This window comes from Microvirga sp. jy35, from assembly GCF_056148915.1.
The window spans coordinates 141837-164493 of record NZ_JBWBEW010000003.1 but is presented as its reverse complement, the minus strand read 5'-3'; the positions used below and the strand labels follow the sequence as shown (position 1 = coordinate 164493).

The following is a 22657-nucleotide window of genomic DNA, read 5'->3' as shown; positions in this document are numbered from 1 at the left end:
ATACCAGTGGGTTTTGGCGCTTATCGCCCGCCCTGGCCGGCGGCCTTCTTCTCCAGTTCGCCGGGGCGAACCTCGCGGGCGACCTTGTCGAGCACCGCATTGACGAGACCCGGCTCATCGTCGCCGTAGAAGCCGTGGGTCACGTCCACGTACTCGGTGATGACCACGCGGGCCGGCACGTCCTTGCGGAACATCAGCTCGTAGCCACCGGCGCGCAGGATGGCGCGCAGCACCGCCTCGACGCGCTTGAGGGGCCAGTCGGTGGCCAGCGCGTTGTCGATCCTGACGTCGATGTCGCGCTGGTTCTTGACCACGCCCGACAGGATGTCGCGGAAGAAGGTGGTGTCCGACGGCTTGAACTCGATGCCCTCGACCTCGCGGCCGATCCAGAAGGCCTCGAACTCGGCGAGCGCGTCGATGACGGTCTTGCCGGAAATGTCCATCTGGTAGAGGGCCTGGACCGCAGCGAGGCGAGCGGCCGAGCGCTCTGCTGGCTTCGTCATGATCAGGCCTCCAGTTTCTGTTTGATGCGCAGGACGGCGAGCGCTGCTTCGACTGCGCCCCCGCCCTTATTCAATTCATTCACGCTCGCGCGGGTCCAGGCCTGCTGATCATTCTCGACCGTCAGGATGCCGTTTGCGAGCGGAATGCGGCGCTCGACCGACAGGTCCATGAGGGCACGGGCGCTCTCGCCGGCCACGATGTCGTAGTGGCCGGTCTCGCCGCGGATCACGCATCCCAGGGCCACGACGGCGTCATAGGGCTTGCCCGCCTTCTCGGCCGCGTCGAGCGCAATGGCGATCGTGGCCGGGATCTCGAGAGCCCCGTCCAGGGTCAGCACGTCCATGGTGGCCTGCGCGGCCTCGACGGCCCCTTGGGCGCCGCGCAGCAACTCGTCGGCGATGTCGTCGTAGAAGCGGGCTTCGACGACCAGGATGCGGGCACCGGGAACCGGCGGACGGGGGCCTTGCGGCTTGGCGAAATGGGCGACCATGAGAAATCCGTTCAGAACTCTGACAGCCTCTCTGCCCTCATCCTGAGGAGCCTGCGGAGCAGGCGTCTCGAAGGAGGATCCAGAGAGAACTGGAAACGCCCTGATCCTTCGAGACGGCCTGGCGGCCTCCTCAGGATGAGGGCTGAGTATGGAATGCGGGAAACGTTAAGCGTTCCCCTACCCCGCCCGGCGCGCGTCCGCAAGCCGCGCCGCGTAGCGGGCCATGAGGTCGACCTCCAGGTTGAGCTTGTCGCCCACCTGCCGGTCGCCCCAGGTGGTCACGCTGAGCGTGTGCGGGATGATGAGCACGGAGAACATGTCCTCATTGACGGAGTTCACGGTGAGCGACGTGCCGTCGAGGCAGACCGAGCCCTTCTCGGCGATGAACGGGGCGAGCGCCGGCGGCACCTTGAGGGTGAAGCGGGCTGTCGGCCCCCACGGATCGTCGCCGGCGGTGATCGCCTCCTTGGCCACGATGGTGGCCACACCGTCCACATGCCCGGTGACGATATGGCCGCCGAGTTCGTCGCCGATCTTCAGGGAGCGCTCCAGGTTGACCTTCGTGCCCGCCTGCCAATCGCCGACGGTGGTGCGCTCCAGGGTCTCGGCGGCGGCATCCACGTCGAACCAGCAGCCCTCCTCGCGGGGGCCGACCGCCACCACCGTGAGGCAGGGCCCGCCGCAGGCGATGGAGGCGCCGAGCGCAATGGTGGCGGGGTCGTAGGACGCATGGATGCGCAGGCGCTTGAGGGTGCCTTGAGAGCCCTCCGCCGTCGCTACTTCACCGACATCGGTGACGATACCCGTAAACATCAGGGTCTCTCCCAAAACATGAAAAGATCGGGGCCGATCTGCTCCTCGGCCCATAAGCTAAGATGATCCATTCGGTCCTGCAGCGACGCGCCGAGCGCCGGAATGTCGCCCCGTCCCCGCGCGGAGCGGCCCGTGATCAGGACCAGATCGTCGATGAGATCGTCTTTCGCCAAGGCGTCCGCCAGATCCGGGCCGCCCTCGCAGAACACCTGCGTGATGCCACGTGTGCCGAGAAGCTGTAGGGCCTCGGGTACGAAAACGCGGCCGAGTTCATCCCTTGAGACCCGCAGGACCTCGACTCCCTGCCCCGTGAGCGCCCTTTCGGCGTCGGCGGGGGCATCCCCCGTCGTCACGATCCAGGTTGGAATCTCGCGCGCACCGGCTGCGACCTTCGACGTCGTCGGCGTCCTCAGCTGAGAATCAACGATAATACGGACGGGCGAACGGCTCTCCAGGCCGGCCAAGCGCACGTTCAGGAGCGGATCGTCCGCCAGCACCGTCCCGACGCCGACCATGATGGCGTCCGCATGGGCGCGCATCAGGTGGACCTTCGCCTGTGCTGTCTCTCCCGTGAGGATCAGACGAGGGCCATGCCGTGCCCCGGCGAACCCTTCCGTGCTCCGGGCGAGCTTCACGGTCACAGCAGGGCGCCCCTTTGTGATGCGCGTGGTGTGCCCGCGATGGAGTCTCGCGCCGTCCTGGGCCAAACAGCCAGCAATCATCGGTATGCCAGCAAGGCCGAACCGCTCCGACCCCTGCCCGGCAGCATGGGGGCTGGGATCGGGCACGCTCACCACCAGCCGGCCGATGCCGGCCTCCACGATGAGGTCGGTGCAGGAGGGACCGTGGCTCCGACTGCTGCGGGTGGCGCAGGGCTCGAGGGTGACGTAGAGCGTCGCGCCTCTGGCGTGCTCTCCGGCGGACTCCAACGCCACGCGTTCCGCATGGGGCCGACCTCCCGCCTGGGTGATGCCCTGCGCGACGATGACGGGTACCTCGCCGCTCTCGTCGACCAGCACAGCCCCGACGGACGGGTTGGGCCAGGTCAGGCCGAGATGGCGGGACCCGAGCGCAACCGCGAGGCGCATGAAGCGCTCGTGTTGACGGTCTGACGAAGAAAGCCCCATTAGCCCTCCTCCCCCTTGTGGGGAGGAGTTGGAGGTGGGGGTGTGAGCGAGTGCCTATGAAGGTCAGGCGCCAACACCCCCACCCTTGATCCCTCCCCACAAGGGGGAGGGAAACCTGCGCTCCATTCTTTTTCGGCCAAATCCTCAGAAATCCTATCAGATTGCCGCCCGTTGGCGCCGGGGTGGTTCATGACTCGCTCGCGGCGCGCTTTTTCTTCGGCGGCGGAGGGAGGTCGTCCTCGGTCTCGCCTTCGGCCAGCTTGCCAAGAATCTCTTCGAAGTCCCTGGCTTCGCGGAAGTTCTTGTAGACGGAGGCGAAGCGTACATAGGCCACGTCGTCGAGGCCTTTCAGCCCCTCCATGACGAGCTCGCCCACCTGCTCGCTCGACACCTCACCGTCGCTCATGCTCTCGAGCTGGCGCACGATGCCGTTGATCATGCGCTCCACGCGCTCCGGTTCCACCGGCCGCTTGCGCAGGGCGACGTCCACCGATTGCTGGAGCTTGTCCCGGTCGAACGGAACGCGCCGTCCGGAGCGCTTCACCACCGTGAGTTCGCGCAGCTGCACACGCTCGAAGGTCGTGAACCGACCGCCGCAATCCGGGCAGATGCGGCGGCGGCGGATGGACGAGGAATCGTCCGTGGGGCGGGAATCCTTCACCTGGGTGTCCAGGCTCCCGCAATAGGGGCAACGCATTAGCCTTCCACTCGAAGTTCGAAGTCGTGATTGTTTCGCACAACCCGCTTCGTCATCACCGACCTCGTGCCGGTGATGACGTAGGAGGTGAATGTCCGGCTACACACTACAGCCTCTCGTTCAGCCATAGATCGGGAAGCGGCGGGTCAGCTCGTGAACGCGGGTCTTGACCAATTCCTCGACCGATGTGTTGCCCTCGTCGCCGTTCTTCGCCAAGCCGTCCAGGGTCTCGACGATCAGCTCGCCCACCCGCTTAAACTCGGCCACGCCGAAGCCGCGGCTGGTGGCGGCCGGGGTGCCCAGGCGGACGCCGGAGGTGACCATCGGCTTTTCTGGATCGAAGGGCACGCCGTTCTTGTTGCAGGTGATGTGGGCGCGGCCCATGGCTGCTTCCGCTGCCTTGCCGGTGAGCTTCTTCGGACGCAGATCCACCAGCATGAGATGGTTGTCCGTGCCCCCGGCCACGATGGCATAGCCGCCGGCCAGCATGGTGTCGGCCAGCACCTTGGCGTTCTCCACCACGGATCGGGCATAGAGCTTGAACTCAGGGCGCAGGGCCTCACCGAAAGCGACAGCTTTCGCCGCGATCACATGCATGAGCGGGCCGCCCTGAAGGCCGGGGAAGATGGCCGAATTGAACTTCTTCGCCAGGTCTTCCTCGTTGGTGAGGATCATGCCGCCGCGGGGGCCGCGCAGGGTCTTGTGCGTGGTCGTGGTGACCACATGAGCATGCGGGAACGGCGACGGGTGGGCGCCACCGGCCACGAGGCCGGCGAAATGCGCGATGTCCACCATGAAGTAGGCACCGACCTCGTCGGCAATCTCGCGGAAGCGGGCGAAATCCCAGAAGCGCGAATAGGCCGAGCCGCCGGCGACGATCACCTTCGGCTTGTGCTCGCGGGCCAGCTGCACGACCTCGTCCATGTCGATGATCTGGTCGCTTTCGCGCACCTTGTAGCTCACCACGTTGAACCACTTGCCGGACATGTTCACGGGCGAGCCGTGGGTCAGGTGACCGCCGCAGGCGAGGTCGAGACCCATGAAGGTATCGCCCGGCTTCATCAGCGCCATGAAAACGGCCTGGTTGGCCTGGGAGCCGGAATTGGGCTGGACGTTGGCGAACCGGCAGTCGAACAGGCGCTTGGCGCGCTCGATGGCGAGCTCCTCGGCCATGTCGACAAACTGGCAGCCGCCATAGTAGCGGCGGCCCGGATAGCCCTCCGCGTATTTGTTGGTCATCACCGAGCCCTGTGCTTCGAGGACGGCGCGGGAGACGATGTTCTCGGAGGCGATCAGTTCGATCTCGTCGCGCTGGCGGCCGAGCTCGAGCCCGATGGCGCGGGCGATCTCGGGATCGCTGTCGGCGAGGCTTGCCGAGAAAAAGCTGTTGGAGAGATGGCTGTGTGCCGCTTCACTCGCGCTCATGAGTACCCTCGCCTTCCTGTGTGCCCGCCGGACACGGGCCGCTCGATCCTAACTGCCTTGGCCTTTAACATGGCGGGCTTTGCCGCGCCAACCCGCTCACAGGACATGCCTACTAGGCTTCAGGAATGCAACGGCCCGCCGAGTCGAGGCGCGGCCGGTTCCAGTGTCATTCCCGGCCGTAGCGTCAGCGGAGGGGAAGGGAATCCACCCCTACACTCCGCACTATGGATCCCCTTCCCGGCCTTATGGCCGCCGGGGATGACACCCACCACGTCATGGCCGGGCTCGTCCCGGCCATCCCGATCAGAAGGGCATTGCCTCTCAGAAACGAGATCACCGGCACGAGGCCGGTGATGACGTGTAGTTTGAAGCTGGCTCTACAGGATCAGTTCTGCAGGAACATCTCTTGGTCCGGCTCGGTCGGCACCCGGCTTGCGACCGGGATGGCGTTGCCGAGGCCGTCCTTGTTGTAGATGTCGTCGCGGAACTGCACGAGGCCGTCCGGTGTCGCCCAGGCGGTCACGTAGATCCAGTGGATCGGAACGGCTTGAGCCAGACGGGCGTCGATGCGCTCCCCGGACTTGAAGGTTGCGTCGATCTGCTCGCGGGTCCAGCCGGGGGTGTCCTTCAGGAGCCACTCGATGTAGTCGCGCACGTTCTGGATGCGGATGCAGCCGGAGGAGACGAAGCGGAAGTCGTCGCCGAAGATGCCCTTTGAGGGCGTATCGTGCATGTAGACGCCGTGCTGGTTCGGGATGTTGATGCGCACGAACCCCATGGAGTTCAGGTCCCCGCCCGGATCCTGACGGAAGCGGTAGCGGGTCGCCTCGTCCGAGAACCAGTTGATCTGGCTCGAGGGAATCTCCTGGCCGGCCGCATTGAAGATGCGGATCTTGTTCTCGGAGAGGTAGTTCGGCTCCTTCTGCATCTTGGGGATGAGGTCCTTCTTCACCACCGAGGCAGGAGCCGTCCAGAACGGGTTGAAGTTGACCTCGACCACCTTCGAGTTCAGCAGGGGCGACTGGCGGTCGATCTTGCCGACACCGGCCGCGTGCCGTGAGTGGACGACGCCGCCCTCCACCGCCTCGACGAGAGCGGCCGGGATGTTGGCAACCGCATAACGGCCGGGCAGCCCGGAGCCGACAAGGCTGCGAAGGCGGGCCACGTTGATCTCGAGCTGGCGGATGCGCACCTCGACCGGCACGTTCATGGCGGCGACTGTCGGGGGCGTCACGGTGCCCGTGGAGCTGATGCCGTGGCGGGCCTGGAAGCGGCGAACGGCTGCTTCGACGTAGGAATCGAAGATGGGTGATTCGCCGGCGGCCTGATCCAGGTCGCCCGTGACGATGAGGCGCTGGCGCAGGGCCATCACGGCCGGGCTCTTGGAGCCGACCCGCAGGCCCTGGACGCCCTGCACGGGCTGCCAGCCGCCGCGGGCGGCGATATTGCGGTAGTAGTCGATCATCTGCTCGGTGGCGGCGAGCGACTCTGCCGAGAGCATCGGGGTCGAAGTCCGCTGAACGCGGGTGCGGGAGACCGCCTCGTAATTCTGCGACCACTCGGCCTGGTTCTGGGCAAACTGCTGCGCCAGGGCTCCGGTGGCCGGCGTGAAGATCAGGGCGAGCGATCCAGTCAGTAGGGTACGGCGAGACAACATGAGCGCAGGCTCTTCCCGGTTAGAAGTGGTCATGGCGGGAGTGGCGGACAGACGCCCGGCTCCCCCCTCTCCCAGCGATAAGTGCCGGGATTGGATTAAAGAACGGTATCGAAAACGAGGAACATCGGGGCCGTTTTATGGCAAAGGGGACAGCCGACCGCCCCTCGCCCCTCCGAACCGCTCCTGAGGACGATGTAACCTTGAACTGTTGTCCTGCGGATACACTTCTGCGTGAGGAGCCTGGCCGTTGGGCCGGCCTCGGCCGGATCAGTGCTCTTCCCGGGCTGCGAGCCAGGATATGGCCAGATAGACGGCCATGAGCGTGAGGAAGAAGGCCACGGTCGTCACCCCGCTGGAGACGATGCCCGGAAAGAAGGCCGCCAGGATCAGGTGGCTCATGAGGGCGAGAAGCCACATGATTCCCCCCCAGGTGCTCGCCATCCACAGGCCCACGGCGGCGATCAGGTCGATCAGGGCGAAGTAGATGATCGTTGCCTGATAGCCCGTGGAGCGGGCCTCGAACTGGCCGACAGGGGTCCATATTCCGAGAATGACGGCCCAGGCGCTCAGGCCCTTCATGATCCAGAGAATCGCCAGGATGCGCATGAAGCAGGTGAGCACGAAGCTCCAGCGCATGAAGCCCTGGGGGGCCGGCCGCTCCTCGATCCTGTCGGAGAGATATTCCCGGGCCGCGTGGCCGGACGACTGGCTGCCGCCGCGGGGCATCAGGCGACCTCCAGCTCATGCGGCCCAAGGCTCGCGAAGTGACGCTCGATGGCGACCCTGTCCACCTGATCGAGGGAGGCGGGCAGCCAGCGGGGCTGGTTGTCCTTGTCGATGATGACCGCCCGGACCCCTTCGTAGAAGTCGTGGCCGTCGCCGATGCGGGAGACGATGCGGAACTCCACCTTCATGGCCTCCTCGAAATCGAGGGATGCGCCCCGGCGCACCTGCTCGAAGGCGAGGTTCATGCTGGTCGGCGATTTGGTGCGCATGCCGGCGGCGGTCTTGCCGGCGAAGTCAGAGCCGTTCACGGCAGCCTCGTCGAGGCGCTCCAGGATCGAGGCGACGGTCTCGCCCGAGAAGCAGGAATCGATCACGGCCCGATGAGCCTCGACCGGCGCCGGGCCCGGGTCGGCCGCGGCCCGGTCCAGGGCCCCGTCCACCGGTTCGCCGGCGATGAGCGCGTCCCGTAAGGTGGGAATGCTCGCGCTCGCCACCGAGTGCGTCGCCAGCCCCAGCATGACGGCATCGGCCCGCTTCACCCGCTCACCGGTGAGCGCGAGGTACATGCCGGTCTGGCCTGGCAGGCGCGGCAGGGCGTAGGTGCCGCCCACGTCGGGGAAGAAGCCGATCCCGACCTCCGGCATGGCGAAGAGGTAGCGCTCGCCCGCCACCCGGTGGGAGCCGTGCAGGGACACCCCGACTCCGCCGCCCATGACGATCCCGTCGATGAGAGCGACGTAGGGCTTGGGGTAGCGCTTGATGCGGATGTTGAGTTGGTATTCCTCGCGCCAGAAGGCGAGCGCCTCCTCACGCCTGCCGGCCTTCAGGTCCTCGGTGAGCTGCCGAATGTCGCCGCCGGCGCAGAAGGCCTTCTCGCCGGCTCCCTGCACGACGATTCGGGTGACGGCCGGATCCTGCTCCCAGGCGTCGAGTGCCCGGCGCATCTCGCGGACCATGGTGAGGTTGAGGGCATTGAGCGCCTTGGGACGGTTGAGGGTGATGAGCCCGGCCTCCCCCTGCTTCTCGCAGACGACTTCGACGCTCTCGTCCATGGACCACTCCTTCATCTCGATGAGGCTTAAAACAAGGCCGGGGCCGGCCGTCAATGCGCTCATGTCATTCCCGGCCGAAGCGCAGCGGAACGTGACACCCACCTCGTCATCACCGGCCTTGTGCCGGTGATCCCGATGCAGAAGCGTAGCGCCTTTCCGATCGGGATGGCCGGGACAGGCCCGGCCATCACGTGGAGGGCATGACAGAGCAGCGCGGCCCTGATTGCAGAGCTGGATCGTGCCCAATCTCCCACGGATCCTGCCGAACTGCGACCTCGAACCCTTTTTTAGAGCGATTTAAATGTGCTACCCCTCTCGAAAGCCGCCGGCGCAGCGAAGCCGGCACTGGGATGAGGATCATGTCGAAGCTGTCGCCGTTCCCCCGCCCCTCCTCGGAGGAAGCCCTTTCGCCCTCTCTGACCCTGTCTCACCGCCCGCGGCGCAACCGCAAGGCCGAGTGGGCGCGGCGGCTGGTGCGCGAGAACGTGCTGACGGCCAACGACCTGATCTGGCCGGTCTTCATCGTCGAGGGCGCGAGCGGCCGCACCCCGGTCGGCTCGATGCCGGGCGTCGAGCGGCTCACCATCGGCGAGGCCGTGCGCGAGGCCGAGCGGGCCGCATCGCTCAACATCCCGGCCATCGCGCTCTTTCCCTATACCGACCCGAGCTTGCGCGATCCGACCGGATCCGAGTCGCTGAACAGCCGCAATCTGGTCTGCCGGGCGGTGCGCGAGATCAAGAAGGCTGTGCCGAATATCGGCATCATCTGCGACGTGGCCCTCGATCCCTATACAAGCCACGGCCATGACGGGGTGCTGGAAGGCGAGCAGATCCTCAACGACGAGACGGTTGCCCTGCTGGTGCGCCAGGCCCTGCTCCAGGCCGAGGCCGGCGCCGACATCATCGCACCCTCCGACATGATGGACGGCCGCGTCGCGGCGATCCGCGAAGGCCTCGATGGGGCAGGCTTCCAGGACGTGCAGATCATGGCCTATGCGGCGAAATACGCCTCGGCCTTCTACGGTCCGTTCCGGGACGCCATTGGCACCAGCGCCTGCCTCGTGGGCGACAAGCGCACCTACCAGATGGATCCGGCCAATTCCGACGAGGCTCTGCGCGAGATCGCCCTCGACCTCGAGGAAGGCGCGGACATGATCATGGTGAAGCCCGGCCTGCCCTATCTCGACATCGTGCGCCGGGCGAAGGACACCTTCGCCGTGCCGACCTTCGCCTACCAGGTCTCCGGCGAGTATGCCATGATCCAGGCCGCGGCCCACAATGGCTGGATCGACGGGGAGCGGGCGATGATGGAAAGCCTTCTGGCCTTCAAGCGTGCAGGCGCGGACGGCATCCTCACCTACTTTGCTCCCCGGGTCGCAGAGAAGCTGAAGAGCCAGGGCTGACGAACAACCCTGCATAGACTTCGCCCCGTGTCAGGCTCACCGCTTTTCAGAGGCTGGTTCATGGGCATTTCACGCAGCCCGAAAACTTCGCCCATGAAGTGGGCTATGGGTGTTTCCCTCCCCACCCAGCTCGGGCCTGCCCGAGATGGGCTTGCTCTTGCACAATTCGGGAACACCCGACTTGTGACGGGGAGGGGCAGCCGCGTAGCGGCCGGGTGGGAGTCGGACAGTCGGAGTGATACGCTCGATGGAGATCGGCGAGGCCTTTCACACCTCGTCATCACCGGCCTTGTGCCGGTGATCCCGATCCGAAAAGCGCTGCTCGCTTCCGATTGTGATGGCCGGGACAAGCCCGGCCATGACGGGAAGGTTTCACCCGGTCGCACCACCCCCACCCCTGCCCCTCCCCGCAAGGGGGAGGGGAAAAGCGGCGCATATATTCGATGAGCCAGCCTCTGAGGATCGCTCTGTACGCCTTTCTCCTGCTGGTCCTCAGCCTCCTCGCCGCCTGTGGAATCGCCATCGATGCGGAGCAGACGCGGGTCTGCCGCTCGACCCTGCCGGCTCTGAATCCCGGTGCGGTGATCACCGTCGAACGGGTGCGCGCGGGGCCGGTCGCGCGAAGCCTGCGGATCGACTACGTCGCGCAATATCCCGACCGCCCGGTGCTGGAGCGGTTCGCCATCTGCCAGTTCGCCGCCGAGGGACTCTCGCCCAACAAGGCGGAGCTCACGGGCCTCGGCACCGAGGAGGGTCCGCTCTCCGGCGCCAGCCTCTACATGCTCAAACGGTATTATCTCGACACACCGGAGGGCGCGGCCGGAGATCCCGGCGGCCGGCCGGATGCGGATGTGGCCGAGATCCCCATGGCGGCCGCCTATTGGCTGCAGCAGATCCTCGTGAGCCTGCCGCGAACCGCCATCTACGCCCTGCTCTCCGTCTCCTTCGCCCTGGTGTTCGGTCTGAGCGGCCGCATCAATCTCGCGTTCGGAGAACTCGCGGCCATCGGATCGGCCGCCACCATTGCCGGCGCGTCGATCGTGCTGGCCTCGGGCACCAGCGCGCCCGTGCTCGGGCTTGCAGCGGGTCTTGCCGCCGCGCTCTTCGCCGGGGCTATCCACAGCGCGGTGGGAGGGTACTTTACCATCGGCCGCATCACTGCCGAGAGTCCGCAGCCCAGCCTGATCGCCACGGTCGGCCTCTCCCTGTTCCTCATGGAGTACCTGCGGCTCGTGCAGAGTCCCGTAACCGTCTGGCTGCCGCCGATCTGGTCCGAGGCCTGGCCTCTCGCCCGTGCACAGGATTTTCTCGTGAGCCTGACACCGATCACCGCCATCACCAGCAGCATCGGGCTCATCGTGGCCTTGGGCCTCCTCTGGCTCGTCCAGGCGACCGGATTCGGACGGGCCTGGCGGGCCTATGCGGACGACGCGAAGGCGGCGGCGCTCATGGGCGTGAACGGCCCTCGCCTTCTCGTCCAGACTCTGGCCTTGGCCGGAGCCATGGCAGGGCTCTCCGGCATGCTGATCGTGGCGCAATACGGCGGCCTCGGCTTCGCCGGCGGCTTCCAGTACGGGCTCAAGGCGCTGATCGCCGCCATCATCGGCGGGATTGGCTCCATCCCCGGTGCGATGTTAGGAGGTTTCGCCGTGGGCTTGTTCGAGACCCTGTGGTCGGCGTATCTGCCTATCGAGGTGCGCGACATGGCGCTGTATGCGGCGCTGGTCGTGTTCCTCATATTCCGGCCCGGCGGCCTGCTGGGTTTCCAAGATCCAACCCCAAGACCCGTTTAAGGGCGTATAATAGCTCTCCGGAGGAGAATGTGGCCGATCACGCCATCACCATCGAGGATATCGAACGGGCCGCGCAGACCATTCAGGGGCAGGTTCTGAGAACGCCCCTCGTTCCGGCGCCCCGCCTGTCGCAGCTCACCGGCGCTACGGTCTGCGTCAAGCACGAGAACATGCAGCCGACCGGCTCCTTCAAGGAGCGCGGGGCGGTAACGAAGCTGGAAGGCCTGAAATCCGACGAGCGCGCCCGCGGGGTCATCGCCATGTCGGCCGGCAACCATGCCCAGGCTGTGGCCTACCATGCGCGGCGCCTTGGAATCCCGGCGACCATCGTGATGCCGGAGGGCACGCCTCTGGTGAAGGCAGAGAACACCCGCTCCTACGGGGCCAAGGTCATCCTCTTCGGCGAGACGCTCTATGAGGCGGCAGCCCGCGCCCGCGAGATCGCGGAAGCTGAGGGCCTCGTCTTTGTCCACCCCTATGACGACCCGAAGGTGATGGCCGGCCAGGGCACAATCGGCCTGGAGATGCTGGCCGACGCGCCGGATCTCGACCAGATCGTCGTGCCGATCGGCGGCGGGGGCCTGATCTCCGGAATCGCGGTCGCCGCGAAGGCGCTCAAGCCAGCGATCGAGATCATCGGCGTGGAGGCCGCCCTCTACCCTTCCTTCCGCAATGCTATCCTGGGCCAGAACCAGCCCATCGGCGGCGCGACGCTGGCCGAGGGCATCGCGGTGAAGACCGTCGGGCAGCTGCCGCTGCCCATCGTGCGCGATCTCGTGTCCGACATCATCGCCGTGGAGGAACCCGTGATAGAGCGCGCGGTCAACGCCTATGCCACCCTGCAGCGGACCATGGCGGAGGGCGCGGGTGCCGCGGGTCTCGCCGCCATGATGGCTCAGCCCGAACGCTTCGAGGGCAAGCGCGTGGGCCTCGTGCTCTGCGGTGGCAACATCGACGCCCGGATCCTGGCGTCCGTGATGGTGCGGGAGCTGGAGAGGGACGACCGCATCACCTCCTTCCGCATCACCTCCAACGACAGGCCGGGCCTGCTCGGGCGCGTGGCGAGCCTTCTTGGCCAGCTTGGGGCCAATATCCTTGAGGTGTCGCACGGCCGCCTGTTCCTGGACGTGCCGGCCAAGGGCGTTTCCATCGACATCACTATCGAAACGCGCGACAGACAACATACATTGGAGGTGTTCGAGGCTCTGGCCGCCGAGGGACTCGCTCCACAGCGTATCGTGTCCCGCAGCCTGCCCGCGACTGCCTTCTGATAGTCAGGATCAGGAAGGTAGTGGGGAGTTGATCGGGCACAAGCGAGCCCTCCTCCCCCTTGTGGGGAGGAGTTGGAGGTGGGGGTGTGAGCGCCACGCTGGTCTAGTCCAGCACCGGCACCCCCACCCCTGCCCCTCCCCACAAGGGGGAGGGAGAAGGGCCTGAGACACACGACGAATGATGAGTTGAACTTCAAGGAGACTATAATGGTCAACCGCCCCTACCCGCCGACCCTGAACTACCCGTCCTACGAGGTCGACCGGGTGACGGAGGGCGTCATCAGCCGGCGCTTCTGGGCCTATCTGATCGACCTTGTCGTGATCGCCCTCTGGGTCGTGCTGATTTCCATCGGGATCTTCTTCCTCGGCATCATCACCCTGGGCCTCGGCTGGGGGCTGTTCTTCGCGCTTCCGCTCACGGCGCTGATCTTCATCGTCTACAACGCGGTGACCATCGGCGGCGCCTCCCAGGCTACGGTCGGCATGCGCTACATGGGCCTGCGCGTGATCGATCCGCGCACCGGACGCGGCGCCTCCCCGCTCTCGGCTGCCGTGCATGCCCTGTTCTTCTACGTAGCGATCTCGACCTTCCTGCTCTGGGCCTGCGACGTGTTCGTCGGTTTCGTGCGCGACGACCGGCGCTTTCTGCGCGACCTGCTCACGGGAATGATGGTGGTGCGGGCTTGAGCCGTCGGAGTTGAAACCCGCCCCCGTCATCACCGGCCTTGTGCCGGTGATCTCGATCATGTGAGCCCTAGCGCAATTCTGATCGGGATGGCCGGGACAAGCCCGGCCATGACGGTGAGGGGTTACCATCAGCAGAGTGTCATTCCCGGCCGGAGCGCAGCGGAGGGGAGGAAAATCCACTCAGAGGCTCAGCGCCATGGATCCCCTTCCCGCGCTTCGTGCGCCGGGGATGACAACAGGGCCGGAACGTTCTGAAAACACACCCCTGTGACATACGCCCTCTTTTCCTGGACGTGCGGGACACCAATGTTATCCTTCAAGCGTTGACGAAGCGCTCAAGGTTTCTCCACAAGGCTTTCCCGATTGACGAGCCAGCCCCGCGACGCCCCGCAGTTCTATCTCACCTCCCCGTCCGCATGCCCCTACCTGCCGGGCAAGGAGGAGCGGAAAGTCTTCACGCATATCGTGGGACGGCGCGGGAGGGAGCTGAACGAGATCCTCACGCAAGGGGGCTTCCGCCGGTCGCAGACCATCGCCTACCGGCCCGCCTGCGACACCTGTCGGGCCTGCGTGTCGGTGCGGGTTCTGGTGGATGAATTCGAGCCGTCGGGAAATCTCAAGCGCGTCCTGAAGGATAATGCGGATCTCATCGGCTCACCGCTGCCCAACCGCCCGACCTCCGAGCAATATTCCCTGTTCCGCCGCTACGTGGACACACGCCATGCCGATGGCGGCATGGCCGACATGACGGTGCTCGACTATTCCATGATGATCGAGGACAGCCATGTGGACACGAAGCTCATCGAGTACCGCCGGCGCGGCATCGACAGCGGCATCACCGGCAAGGGCTCGGGCGATCTGATCGCCGTCTGCCTCACCGACGAGATGAGCGACGGCCTCTCCATGGTCTACTCGTTTTACGAGCCGGACCAGCACGACCGCAGCCTCGGCACCTTCATGATCCTCGACCACATCCGCCGCGCCAAGGCGATGGGCCTGCCCTACCTCTATCTCGGCTACTGGGTCGAAGGCTCGAAGAAGATGGGCTACAAGGCCCGCTTCAAGCCGCAGGAGCGGCTGCTGGCGCAGGGCTGGGCGCGGGTGGAGTGAACCTGAACGCTGCAGCACTCGATTTTGCACTCACAATGTTTATAGATGCCCGCCTTCGCGGGAATGACGGCGTCGGGGTTCTGACGCTTGATTATGACAGCGATGCAGGATCGTTCGGCGAAATCCAGATCGAGGACGATCAGGACAGGAGCGAATAGGGATGCGCCCATCCTGGTACGGCACGGATGCGGTCAAGCCAGGCGCTCACATGCGGCCAGCTCTTATAATCGAGCCCTGTCTGCTCCGGCCAGAACAGATAGCCGCAGCATGCGATATCCGCAATGGAGATCGATGAGCCGAGGAGAAATCCGTCGCTCTTCCTGAACTCCTTATTCAGTCGGTCGAGATCGGCCCGGGCGCGGTTCTCCAGCCATGCGATGACATCTGGAGCCGTGCCGGTCCTGAAGTGCCTTGCGAACCTCAGGTTGGAGATCGAGAAGCCGATCCGGTTCGCCTCCCAGAAGAGCCATTCGACCGTCCGATCCGGATCGCACTCGCCCCGCAGCCGCCCTGTCGTTCGGACCAGGTGCATGAGAATGCCGTTCGACTGGACGAGCGGTTCGCCATCCGCGACCAGCACCGGAACCTCGCCGAAGCGGCTGACCTCCCGAAAATCGGGAGGCCTGTCGCAGCGCTCGAGGCTGAGGTCCACAGGTCGATACTCGTGTTCGAGGCCCAGCAGGGTGAGCGCCAGCTTCACCTTGTATGAATGCCCCGATTCCCTGTTGCCGTAGAACACGAGCCTCGACATAGCGGCCGCCTATTCCCCGAACCTGTTTGACTTCGGGAAGCCCTTCGGCGGCAGGCGGCCGGCCTCGGTGCGATCGCCCATCCAGTCGCGCAGGTCCTCCTTGGCAACCGTCCAGGTGCGGCCGGAGGTGTCCTTCCAGGTGAGGCCCTCTTTCAGCTTGAAGACCTTGGCGTCGGAGACGCCGCCGTCCTTGTAGCGCTGGAGGCGCACGCCCTTGCCGCGGGTCATCTCCGGCACCTGCTTCATGGGGAAGATCAGGAGCTTACGGTTCTCGCCGATGATCGCCACGTGGTCGCCCTCGGCCTCGGTGCAGACCACCATCTTGGCGGGCGCGTCCAGGTTGAGGATCTGCTTGCCCTTGCGGGTGTTCGCCGTGATCTCCTCCGTCGGCACCACGAAGCCGCGGCCGTCCGTGCCGACGACCAGTAGCTTCGAGCCGGCCTTGTAGGGGAAGGCCGCGATGAAGTCGGCGCCCTCCTCCAGGTCGACCATGAGGCGGATCGGATCGCCGAAGCCCCGGCCGCCGGGAAGCTTGGAGGCCTCCAGGGTAAAGAAGCGGCCATTGTCCGCCACCACGACGATCTTGGACGTAGTCTCGGCGAAGAAGGCCGTCTTCAGCGCATCGTCACCCTTGAACTGCACGGCGGACAGATCGGCCTGGTGGCCCTTCATGGCGCGGATCCAGCCCTTCTCGGACACGATGACCGTGACCGGTTCGCGCTCGATCATGGCCTCGGCGAAATCGATGTCGGAGGTGTCCGGTGCCTCGGCGAAGGTGGTGCGGCGCTTGCCCAACGGTGTGTCGGGTCCGAAGGTCTTGCGGACCTCCTTGATCTCGGCGGAGATCGTCTTCCACTGCACCTTCTCGGAGCCCAGCAGCTCCTCGATCTTCGCCTTCTCGTCCTGCAGGTTCTTCTGCTCGCGCTTGAGCTCCATCTCCTCCAGCTTGCGCAAGGAGCGCAGGCGCGTGTCGAGGATGGCGTTGGCCTGGACCTCGGTGAGCTTGAAGACGCGCATCAGCTCCTGCTTCGGCTCGTCCTCCTCTCGGATGATTTTGATCACCCGTTCGAGGTCGAGATAGACGATGAGCAGGCCGCCGAGGATCTCCAAGCGCCGGTCGATGGCAGCCAGGCGGAAGCCCGAGCGGCGGATCAGCACCTCGCGGCGATGGTCGAGCCATTCGCGCAGGCACTCGGCAAGGCTTAGAACCTTCGGCACCTTGCCGCCGGCGAGCACGTTCACGTTCATCGGAACGCGGCTCTCGAGCTCCGTGAGCTTGAACAGCGATTCCATCAGGATGATCGGGTCGACGGTCTTGGCGCGGGGCTCGAGCACCACGCGAATGTCTTCCGCCGATTCATCGCGCACGTCGGCCAGAAGCGGCAGCTTCTTTTCCTGCAGCAGCTCGGCGATCTTCTCGATCAGGCGGGACTTGGGCACCGCATAAGGAATCTCGGTGACGACGATCTGCCAGTTGCCGCGCCCCAGATCCTCCTTCGCCCATCGTGCGCGCACGCGGAACGAGCCGCGGCCGGTGCGGTAGGTCTCGGCCATGGCGGACGGCGTGTCGACGATAATGCCGCCTGTGGGCAGGTCCGGCCCCGGCACATACTGCATCAGCTGTTCGGAGGTGGCGCCCGGCTTCGCGATCAGGTGCAGGGCCGCGTCGCAGAGTTCGGCGGCGTTGTGCGGCGGGATCGAGGTCGCCATGCCGACCGCGATGCCCTGCGAGCCGTTGGCCAGCAGGTTCGGGAAGGCGGCCGGCAGCACGATCGGCTCCTCGTTGGCCTGATCGTAGGTCTCGCGGAAGTCGACCGAGTCCTCGTCGATGCCCTCCAGCAACAGGCGCGCCACTTCCGTCATGCGCGCTTCGGTGTAGCGCATGGCGGCCGCGCCATCGCCGTCGATGTTGCCGAAATTGCCCTGCCCGTCCGCCAGCGGATAGCGCTGGGCGAAGTCCTGCGCCATGCGCACCAGCGCCTCATAGATGGACTGGTCGCCGTGCGGGTGGAACTGACCCATCACGTCGCCGACGATGCGGGCGCATTTCTTCGGCGCCGACTTCGGATCGAGCCGCAGGAGCCGCATGGCATGCAGGATGCGTCGGTGGACGGGCTTCAGACCGTCGCGCGCGTCCGGCAGCGCCCGGTGCATGATGGTCGAGAGCGCGTAGGCGAGATAGCGCTCCTCCAGGGCGTCCTTGAGATTGATGTTCTCGATCTCGCCCCCTGACGGCGGATTGACCGGCTTACCCATGACCCGAATTCCTTAATAGCGAATCGCTTCTTATCATCTGAAAAGAGAACATAACAGAAACAAACCTCATTCGTCCCCAGCCGTGGCCAGTGCGACGAAACGCGCCCGCTCCTCCGGCGCCCGCTGCCCCTGGGGGCCGAAGACGTTCTGATGCAGGAAGAAGTCGGTGAGCGCAAATCCGGCCCTGATGTCCTCCTCGCGCGGCCGGTTCTCTCTGGTCTGGCCGATCAGGAAGCCCGGCAGCTTGAGCAGCCGGTCCTTGTAAGGCTCCCCGGCCGCCGCCGAGACTGCCCGGCCGCTCCGGGGCGACACATAGGTCAGGTCCCGGTCCGTCCCGGTGGCGGCGCAGCTGGTCAGATCGAGGCCGAAGCCGAGCTCGGTGAGCATGGCGAGTTCGAAGCGCACGAACAGCGCCGGCGCGAGATCGGAGTCGTCCAAGTGATCGACCAGGACGGTGAGGGTCTCGAAGAGAGCGAAATGCGGGTCGCGCTCGGGGAAATAGCGCATGAGATGGGCTAGCGTCGACAGGCCATAGAGAGCCATGGACGATCCCATCAGCCGGGCGGCTCGCAGGTTCAGGCCTTCTACTTGATAGGTGCCCAGATGCTCGTCGAGCCGCGCACGCCAGGTCGCCTGCACGGTGTTCCCGGGCTGCAGCACGGCCTGGAGGGTCTTGGAACGCCCGCCATGGACGAGGCCGAGATGCCGGCCGTGCTCGCGCGTCATCAGCTCGAGAATGATGCTCGACTCCCCGTGCTTGCGGGCGCCGAGAACGACGCCTTCGTCAGTCCAATGCATCAGTCCCAACGGCCTTTGAATAGAGGTTCGCCCGAGTGCCTGATGTAAGCATTCAGCAGTCATTCAGCCATGTTTTTCAAGGATATCGGCGATCTTCTAAAATTCTGTTGCAGAAGCCGGAATGCCCGCCGGGGGGAACCAAACTGCCCCCTTCACATTGTCGAACACCTTAGTGTGTCTAGTGATGAATTGAGAGCCATGAAACTTTCCAGCCTGTTTCTTGCAAGCACCGCCCTTCCCCTGATGCTGCTGCCGGCGAACGTGTCGGCCATCCAGCCGGAAGCCGCGACGCCCCTTGTCGTAGCCCAGGCCGGACCGAGCGCCGAGGAGGAACTCCCGCCCGGCGCACGTCCAAGGCGGCAGGGACAGCAGGAAGGCGACTCGCCCCGTGGCGGCCGCCAGGGCCAGGAACGCAGGCAGGGCGGACAGGATGCCGGCGGCCCCGCTGGCGCCTCCGAAGAACGTGGTCAGCGTCCGCCGCGCGGCGCAGGCCCGGCGGAACGTGGCGGTCCCGATGCGCCACGCGGCTCCCGCGCAACCGAAACCGAGGATGCTCCGCCTCCGCGTCGTGGGGCGGCTCAACCGGCCGAGCGGCCCACGCCGCCCTCCGGCACCACACCGGCCACTCCCGCGCGCCCGGCGCAGCAGGCCCCTGCAGAACCTGTACGTCCGGCGCAGCAGGCTCCGGCCGAGCGCACGCGGCCTGCCGCGGAAACTCCCGCGACCCCTGCCACGCCTGCACGCCCGGCAGCCCAGGAACGTGAACGGGAGCGTGATCGTAACCGCGACCGTCCTGCGGCCGAGCGCGAGCGTCCCCGGCCGCAAGCGCCTGCGGCCGAAACCCCGTCGACCACGCCCGCACCGGCGGCTCAGCCGGCGACGCCTCCGGCTCCGGCCCAGCAGCGGCCCGCCGCCGGCGCTCCCCGCCCGGGCGACGCGGAGCGGCCCACCCGGCAGGGTGACACCGAGCGACCGGACCGCCAGCGCGGTCAGCGTCCGGGTCAGCAGGACACGCCCACCACGACCACGGCCCCGACGGCTCCGGCGCCTGCGGCCCCGACAGCCGCCCCTGCAGCACCCGCTGCTCCGACCACAGCACCAACGGCTGCACCGGCAGCTCCGACACCTGCTCCCGCCGCTCCGGCGACCGCTGCGCCCACAGCTCCCGCGGCCCCTGCGCCTGCGACGCGAGCCCAGCCAACGGCTCCTGCTGCACCGGCCCAGACTGTGCCTCAGCAGGCAGCTCCTGCCGCGGGCCAACCGCTGGATGCATCCCGCGTTCGCATCGAGGACCTGCGGCGCGAGCGCCGGGAGCGCCGCGAAGGTGGCCGAGTCATCATTGAGGAGCCGGGCAACCGCACGATCATCCGCCAAGGCGATGAGGTCATCATCCGCCACGATGAGACGCAGCGCTTCCGCCGGGCCTATCGGGATGCCGATGTCCGCGTGGAGCGGCGCGGCGGGAACGAGGAGGTCACCATCGTGCGCCGTCCCGACGGCTCCGAGATCCTGACCGTGCGCGACGAGGATGGGAACCTGATCCGCCGCGTGAGGCGCGAGCCTGCGGGACGCGAGGTCGTCCTGATCGAGAACCGGCGCAGCGGCGTCGAGCGGCGTCCGGGGTACGGCTATATGGAGGAGGAGGTCATCCGCCTGCCGCCTGCAAGGGTGACCATCCCGCGCGAGGAATACATCGTCGAGACCGAGCGGGCATCGCGGGCCGATATCGTCGAGGCCTTCACGGCTCCGCCGGTGGAGCGCGTCGAGCGGGCCTATACCCTCGACGAGGTTCGCCGCAGCCAGCCCCTGCGCGAGCGCATGCGCCGGGTGGATCTCAACGCGATCACCTTCGAGTTCGGCTCCTGGGAGCTGCCCCCTGACCAGATCGATGCCCTCAGCGCGATCGCAGAGGGCCTGCGCGAGGCGATCTCCCGCAACCCGAACGAGATCTTCCTGGTGGAGGGTCACACGGATGCGGTCGGCGCGGACGAGGACAATCTGACCCTCTCCGACCGCCGTGCCGAGACCATCGCGACGATCCTGACGGAGCGCTTCCAGATTGCGGCAGAGAACCTGACGACACAGGGCTACGGCGAACAGTATCTGAAAGTGGCCACGCAGGCTCCCGAACGGGAGAACCGCCGCGTGACCCTGCGCCGGATCACCCCGCTTCTGCAGGGCCAGAACCAGCAGCAGTAACGCCAAATACCGGGAGGATGCCCATCCTCCCGGTTTCCGTTCGTGAACCTTCTATTCCGGCAGGCCCGCCTGCCGCAGCCCCTCGGCGAACCGGCTCATGGCTTCCTTGCTGAAGGCCATCGCCTGGAGAATGTCGAGAAGCCGGATCCCGGGATACCCCTTCACCAGTTCACCGACGCTTTCCCGCGCCTTGTCGAGTTCACCCGCCAAGGCATAGGCCGGCGCGAGCGTGCGATGGATCCAGGCGGTGTTCGGCTTGCTCATGAGCGCCTTTTCCTGCCATTGCGCGGCAAGATCGTAGCGCTTTGCGATGAAGTGCGCACAGCCTATGCCCATTTCACAGTTGAATGCCATCGGATCGAACGGGCTCAGACGCAGGGACCGTTCGAAATGCTGGATCGCGACCTCCGGATCGTCGTGGTAGTTGTGCAGCCAGCCGCTGCGGTTCCAGGCCCAGGCCGAGTTGGGGTCCAGCGACAGCGCCCGCTCCAGCATCGATGCCGCGCGCTGAAACTCCTGCGTGATCGTCAGGGCCGCGCCGAGCACCGTGAGGATGAATGGATCCTCGTGGGCTAGGCCTGCCGCCAGCTGGGCCTGCCGCAGGGTCTCGCGCTTGTCCTCCTGAAGGTTCTTCGACCAGTTGTAGACGATCCGCTGGCCGCGGCACCAGGCAGCTAGGGCTATGGCGAGAGGATAACCCGGATCGAGGAGAAGCGCCTTGTCCAGGAGCCGGGCCGCCTCCTTGTTGGCTTCGTACTCCAAAGCCCAGACATAAGGTAGCGCTCGCATCACGAGGTCATAGGCATCGAGGTTTTCCGGTCGCTTGCGCCTGGCCCGCTCGATCTCGGCCGACCTGATCGATGGCTGGATCGATCCCACGACACTGGCCGTGATCTGATCCTGGAGATCGAACACGTCCTCCGCGACACCGTCGTAATGCTCGGCCCAGAGATGCATCCCGGTGCTCGCATCGACAAGCTGCGCCGTAATCCGAATTCGCGAGCCGGAGCGCCTGACGCTGCCCTCCAGCACGTAGCGCACGCCAAGCTCCCGACCGATCTGCTGGACGCTGACGGCACGGCCTTTGTAGGCGAAGGTCGAGTTCCGGGCGATGACGAAGAACGACTTGAAGCGCGACAGGGCAGCGATGATGTCCTCGACGATGCCGTCGGCGAAGTATTCCTGTTCGGGATCCTTGCTGATGTTGACGAAGGGCAAGACCGCGATGGAGGGCCCCTCGCTATGGGAGCCCGAGGACCTCCGCCCGCCCGACCGCTGTGCCGTATCCATCCCTTCGAGCAGGCAGAAGACCCTGATCGCCCGACCGATGTTCTTGAACTGGTGTTCCCCCCGATCCTCGAATGCGTAGGAAAGCTTGCCCTTCACCTCGTCGTAGACTTTTCCCGAGAGACAGATGCCTCCGGGCAGCGCGAGTTTCTGCAGCCGGGACGCAATGTTCACTCCGTCGCCGAAGATGTCGCCATCCTCCTCCACCATGATGTCGCCGAGGTTGATGCCGACGCGAAGCTGAAGGGGACCGGCATCTGCCTTCCCTGAAGGCTTGGCGACGGCCTCCTGAAGTTCGACCGCGCAGCGCACCGCATCGACGGGACTTGCAAACTCGATCAGGAATCCATCCCCTATGGTTTTCACCAGCCGCCCATGATGAGAGCGAATCCGGGGCTCGATGACCTGCCGTCGAAGATCCCTGAGGCGGCTGAGCGTCCCCTCCTCGTCTTTGGACATGAGATCGGAATAGCCCACCACGTCAGCGGCAAGGACAGCAGCGAGACGTCTTTGCGCCGTGTGATCAGAAGGGCTGCTCATGGCCTCTCCAGGACGTCGACGCTGAAACAGCTGGAACGCAACGTCAGGAAGGCTGAGTCCGGGATCGAACC

The 22657-nt window shown here is 65.9% G+C and carries 20 protein-coding genes; 7 read left to right on the top strand and 13 right to left on the bottom strand.

Features of this window, described 5'->3' with window-relative positions; translation table 11 throughout:
• Positions 1-20: 20 nt before the first annotated feature.
• The 9 genes from nusB to AC0QTX_RS04040 form a co-directional block, all read right to left on the bottom strand.
• On the bottom strand, positions 21-503 hold the full coding sequence (nusB, locus tag AC0QTX_RS04080) for a transcription antitermination factor NusB (protein WP_474602547.1): 483 nt from the start codon (positions 501-503) through the stop codon (positions 21-23).
• 2 nt (positions 504-505) lie between these two features.
• Entirely contained in the window at positions 506-994 is a 489-nt protein-coding gene (gene ribH / locus AC0QTX_RS04075) for a 6,7-dimethyl-8-ribityllumazine synthase (RefSeq protein WP_474602546.1), read from the bottom strand.
• A 177-nt stretch (positions 995-1171) separates the two neighbouring features.
• A complete protein-coding gene (locus AC0QTX_RS04070) occupies positions 1172-1807 on the bottom strand; it encodes a riboflavin synthase (protein WP_474602545.1) in 636 nt (211 codons plus the stop codon).
• Positions 1807-2934: a bifunctional diaminohydroxyphosphoribosylaminopyrimidine deaminase/5-amino-6-(5-phosphoribosylamino)uracil reductase RibD gene (gene ribD / locus AC0QTX_RS04065; RefSeq protein WP_474602544.1), complete on the bottom strand. Its 1128-nt coding sequence runs from the start codon at positions 2932-2934 to the stop codon at positions 1807-1809. Before ribD ends, AC0QTX_RS04070 begins: the two co-directional genes overlap by 1 nt.
• A 187-nt stretch (positions 2935-3121) precedes the next feature.
• Positions 3122-3631: a transcriptional regulator NrdR gene (gene nrdR, locus AC0QTX_RS04060; RefSeq protein WP_474602543.1), complete on the bottom strand. Its 510-nt coding sequence runs from the start codon at positions 3629-3631 to the stop codon at positions 3122-3124.
• Positions 3632-3751: 120 nt separating this feature from the next.
• Complete coding sequence (gene glyA / locus AC0QTX_RS04055; RefSeq protein ID WP_474602542.1) at positions 3752-5056, bottom strand: serine hydroxymethyltransferase; 1305 nt, start codon at positions 5054-5056, stop codon at positions 3752-3754.
• Between the two features lie 385 nt (positions 5057-5441).
• Positions 5442-6713 carry a L,D-transpeptidase family protein gene (locus AC0QTX_RS04050; protein WP_474602541.1) on the bottom strand — a complete coding sequence of 424 codons (1272 nt, stop codon included), beginning with the start codon at positions 6711-6713 and terminating at the stop codon, positions 5442-5444.
• Positions 6714-6980: 267 nt separating this feature from the next.
• The gene (locus AC0QTX_RS04045) at positions 6981-7439 is read right to left on the bottom strand and encodes a DUF6163 family protein (RefSeq protein ID WP_474602540.1); all 459 of its coding nucleotides are present in this window, start codon (positions 7437-7439) and stop codon (positions 6981-6983) included.
• The gene (locus AC0QTX_RS04040; protein ID WP_474602691.1) at positions 7439-8491 is read right to left on the bottom strand and encodes an enoyl-CoA hydratase/isomerase family protein; all 1053 of its coding nucleotides are present in this window, start codon (positions 8489-8491) and stop codon (positions 7439-7441) included. The genes AC0QTX_RS04045 and AC0QTX_RS04040 overlap by 1 nt, the downstream gene beginning before the upstream one ends.
• A 359-nt stretch (positions 8492-8850) precedes the next feature.
• Between AC0QTX_RS04040 and hemB the strand changes: the two genes are divergently transcribed.
• The 6 genes from hemB to AC0QTX_RS04010 all read left to right on the top strand — a co-directional run bounded on the left by hemB (position 8851) and on the right by AC0QTX_RS04010 (position 14913).
• Positions 8851-9894: a porphobilinogen synthase gene (gene hemB / locus AC0QTX_RS04035; RefSeq protein ID WP_474602539.1), complete on the top strand. Its 1044-nt coding sequence runs from the start codon at positions 8851-8853 to the stop codon at positions 9892-9894.
• Between the two features lie 443 nt (positions 9895-10337).
• On the top strand, positions 10338-11687 hold the full coding sequence (locus AC0QTX_RS04030; protein ID WP_474602538.1) for a branched-chain amino acid ABC transporter permease: 1350 nt from the start codon (positions 10338-10340) through the stop codon (positions 11685-11687).
• Between the two features lie 29 nt (positions 11688-11716).
• A complete protein-coding gene (locus tag AC0QTX_RS04025; protein WP_474602537.1) occupies positions 11717-12958 on the top strand; it encodes a threonine ammonia-lyase in 1242 nt (413 codons plus the stop codon).
• Between the two features lie 207 nt (positions 12959-13165).
• Positions 13166-13645: an RDD family protein gene (locus AC0QTX_RS04020; RefSeq protein ID WP_474602536.1), complete on the top strand. Its 480-nt coding sequence runs from the start codon at positions 13166-13168 to the stop codon at positions 13643-13645.
• Positions 13646-14008: 363 nt separating this feature from the next.
• Positions 14009-14755 (top strand): arginyltransferase, encoded by a 747-nt coding sequence (locus tag AC0QTX_RS04015; protein ID WP_474602535.1) that lies wholly within the window; start codon positions 14009-14011, stop codon positions 14753-14755.
• Positions 14752-14913, top strand: a complete 162-nt coding sequence (locus tag AC0QTX_RS04010) for a hypothetical protein (RefSeq protein ID WP_474602534.1) — start codon at positions 14752-14754, stop codon at positions 14911-14913. Before AC0QTX_RS04015 ends, AC0QTX_RS04010 begins: the two co-directional genes overlap by 4 nt.
• Here the strand turns inward: AC0QTX_RS04010 and AC0QTX_RS04005 are convergent.
• The 3 genes from AC0QTX_RS04005 to recO all read right to left on the bottom strand — a co-directional run bounded on the left by AC0QTX_RS04005 (position 14895) and on the right by recO (position 18560).
• A complete protein-coding gene (locus tag AC0QTX_RS04005; protein ID WP_474602533.1) occupies positions 14895-15506 on the bottom strand; it encodes a glutathione S-transferase family protein in 612 nt (203 codons plus the stop codon). The genes AC0QTX_RS04010 and AC0QTX_RS04005 overlap by 19 nt on opposite strands.
• Positions 15507-15515: 9 nt before the next feature.
• Complete coding sequence (gene parC, locus AC0QTX_RS04000) at positions 15516-17762, bottom strand: DNA topoisomerase IV subunit A (protein WP_474602532.1); 2247 nt, start codon at positions 17760-17762, stop codon at positions 15516-15518.
• Positions 17763-17828: 66 nt separating this feature from the next.
• Complete coding sequence (gene recO / locus AC0QTX_RS03995) at positions 17829-18560, bottom strand: DNA repair protein RecO (RefSeq protein WP_474602531.1); 732 nt, start codon at positions 18558-18560, stop codon at positions 17829-17831.
• Between the two features lie 198 nt (positions 18561-18758).
• Between recO and AC0QTX_RS03990 the strand changes: the two genes are divergently transcribed.
• Positions 18759-20759 carry an OmpA family protein gene (locus tag AC0QTX_RS03990; protein WP_474602530.1) on the top strand — a complete coding sequence of 667 codons (2001 nt, stop codon included), beginning with the start codon at positions 18759-18761 and terminating at the stop codon, positions 20757-20759.
• Positions 20760-20810: 51 nt separating this feature from the next.
• On the opposite strand, the gene AC0QTX_RS03985 is transcribed toward AC0QTX_RS03990, so the two are convergent.
• Positions 20811-22586: an adenylate/guanylate cyclase domain-containing protein gene (locus AC0QTX_RS03985; RefSeq protein ID WP_474602529.1), complete on the bottom strand. Its 1776-nt coding sequence runs from the start codon at positions 22584-22586 to the stop codon at positions 20811-20813.
• Between the last annotated feature and the right edge of the window lie 71 nt (positions 22587-22657).